The organism is Pseudoalteromonas sp. S3260, from assembly GCF_005886925.1.
Classification (GTDB): domain Bacteria; phylum Pseudomonadota; class Gammaproteobacteria; order Enterobacterales; family Alteromonadaceae; genus Pseudoalteromonas; species Pseudoalteromonas tetraodonis.
On the sequence record NZ_PNCV01000197.1, the window covers coordinates 1 to 2,543 of the forward strand.

At 39.6% G+C, this 2,543-nt stretch carries 2 protein-coding genes; both read right to left on the reverse strand.

What is annotated here, in order from left to right; all coding sequences use genetic code 11:
* Window positions 1-24 precede the first annotated feature (24 nt).
* Window positions 25-813 carry a nucleoside-binding outer membrane protein gene (locus CWC14_RS18145; RefSeq protein WP_024602952.1) on the reverse strand — a complete coding sequence of 263 codons (789 nt, stop codon included), beginning with the start codon at window positions 811-813 and terminating at the stop codon, window positions 25-27.
* Window positions 814-931: 118 nt separating this feature from the next.
* Window positions 932-2,245: a Na+/H+ antiporter NhaC family protein gene (locus tag CWC14_RS18150; RefSeq protein ID WP_138564292.1), complete on the reverse strand. Its 1,314-nt coding sequence runs from the start codon at window positions 2,243-2,245 to the stop codon at window positions 932-934.
* Window positions 2,246-2,543: the final 298 nt, after the last annotated feature.

Below are 2,543 nucleotides of genomic sequence, written 5' to 3' on the forward strand. Positions count from 1 at the left end.
TACTTAGGGAGTCCATATAAGAACCTAGAACGTCCACTCTAAATGAACTTGCGGCACGGATTCGCTAACATCAGTACCAAATTTATTGTGCCAGTATTGCCATTCCATACCTAACAGTAAGGTATTTTCTTTCATTTCTAGCGCATGTCCCATATCCCATACAATAATAGGTTGGGCTAAAAACCAAGCACGCACATCGTTACCAAACTCATCTTTGCGTTCAGCAATGTACTCTGCATGGCCTTTTACGTTAAACTTTTGCGAGCCAATCATGAACGGGTAATCAAAGGCTACATCAAACATCCAGCTGTTAGTTTCAATGGGTGCACCGCCTTTTGCAACGCCTTCGCTATCATCAATGTATGCACTGATAAGGGTTGAAAAGAAATTAAAACCAGGCACATCCCAGCTTAATTTTACGCCTGGTAAATATTTAACTACTTTGGCATCGCCAGCAGCATTAATACCCATGGTTAGGCCAACATCAACGAGCGCCCCTGACGCTACTTTTTCGTCCATTACAGCAGATAAGCTAAGCGTAGAGTAACCTTCAAAATAAAAGTCTTGATCTTGAAAGCCATCATCGTTGCTGTCGGTACTGTAATCAATAAAGAAAAAGTTATCGCCATAATCATGCCCAGAAGCATGCTCAATTGAGTACACCGTGGTATTAGATTTTTGTTCAGTAAATGGATTTTTGTGGTTGCCGTTGTTAATATGAAGCGCCGTATTGCTCCAATTAGCAGCGGTAGCTGTTGAACTTAAGGCACACGCACTTAGTGCAACGAGAGGAAGTAAGTTTTTAATTTTCATAACCATATTTTATGTGACACGCTTAATATTACATTATAGCAAACACGGTTAATTTGTTAATTATTTATTGTGATAAACAGTGCATTAGCACGCAGCTAATACACTGTAAAAAAGGAGATTATGCTTTATTGCGGCGCAAACAAATAACAGCAATAGCAGTAAAGGCTAAAATAAAGCAGTAGTAAGATGAGGTTGAAACATCCCACGGGCTAATTTTAAATGTAGCACCGAGTAATAATGCTTGTGCGCCATAAGGCAAAGACCCTTGGGTTACACAGGCAAAAATATCTAATAAACTGGCAGAACGTTTACCACTAATTTCGCCATCATCAGCCAGTTTTTTAGCAATAGGACCTGTCACAATAATAGACACGGTATTATTGGCAATACACATATTACTGGTGACAACTAATGCCGCGATCCCTAACTGATCGGCTACTTTACGGTGCCATTTGGCAATGACTTTAGTAATAGCTTGAATTTTTTTAGCGATATAGTCGAGACCGCCATTAATACGAATAAACTCAGAGAGGCCACCAATAAACATAGACAGTAAAAATATTTCCTGCATTTCACTAAAGCCTTTGTAAATATCTTTTACAAAGCTTGCACCTTCATAGCTGCCGGTAAAGCCCATTAATGCGGCAAACACAATACCGCTTAACAGCACGACAAACACATTAAAGCCCATTACCGCCAGGACTAAAATAAAGGCATACGGAAGTACTAATAAAATATCGTAGTCTTTGGTATCAACTACTTGTGCTGCAGGTGTTAAAAATAATAGCAATGCAATAGTGAGTATGGCGGCCGGAACAGCAATTTTAAGGTTTTCTTTAAACTTATCTTTCATTTCACAGCCTTGCGTACGCGTAGCAGCAATTGTGGTGTCAGAAATTATTGATAAGTTATCACCAAACATAGCACCAGATACAATGGTACCGGCCATTAAAGCAGGATCAATTCCTGTTTTAATAGATACTGCATAGGCAATTGGGCCAATAGCACCAATAGTTCCCATTGATGTGCCCATAGCAGTAGAAATAACCGCCGCTATTAAAAACAAACCAGGTAGTAGTAACGAAGGAGGAATAAGTGAAAGTCCGGCATTAACAACCGCATCCACACCGCCGGTAGCACCAGCAACCGCCGAAAAAGCACCCGCTAGTAAGTAAATAAGACACATGGTGATAATATTGTTATTACCTACGCCCTTTATAAAGGTTTCTACGCTTTGGTTGATGCTGGTTTTATTTAAAATAAAGGCTAAAACAATCGCGGGTAAAATAGCGACTGGTGCTGGGAGTTGATAAAACGCGTAATCAACCCCTTGAGATTGTAAATATAAGCCTGAGCCTAAAAAAATAGCAACAAAGGTGAGTAGGGGAAGCAAAGAAAATCTTGCTTTATTTTTATCAAATGATGGCTGCATCATAATCCTCGTTAATTATTCATAGCAATCGAAGTCGATTGATATATTAAACAGCCAAAGCATCCCTCTTTTAGCTGAATTTAGTTGTTTGTTTTACTATCTAACCAGATAAGTAATCCAACAGCGCCCGCAAGCCAAAGACCAAATCGGCGCAAAAAAGAAGTTTAAATGTATAGATGGCTAAATGCAAAGACTATCTGTTATTATTATGAGGGTCTGCACGGCTAGCGCATTTTAATCCCAGACTCTAGCAGGGTTGAGCGGTAATCATCGTCTAGCCCTGCCATTTTCTTTTTCC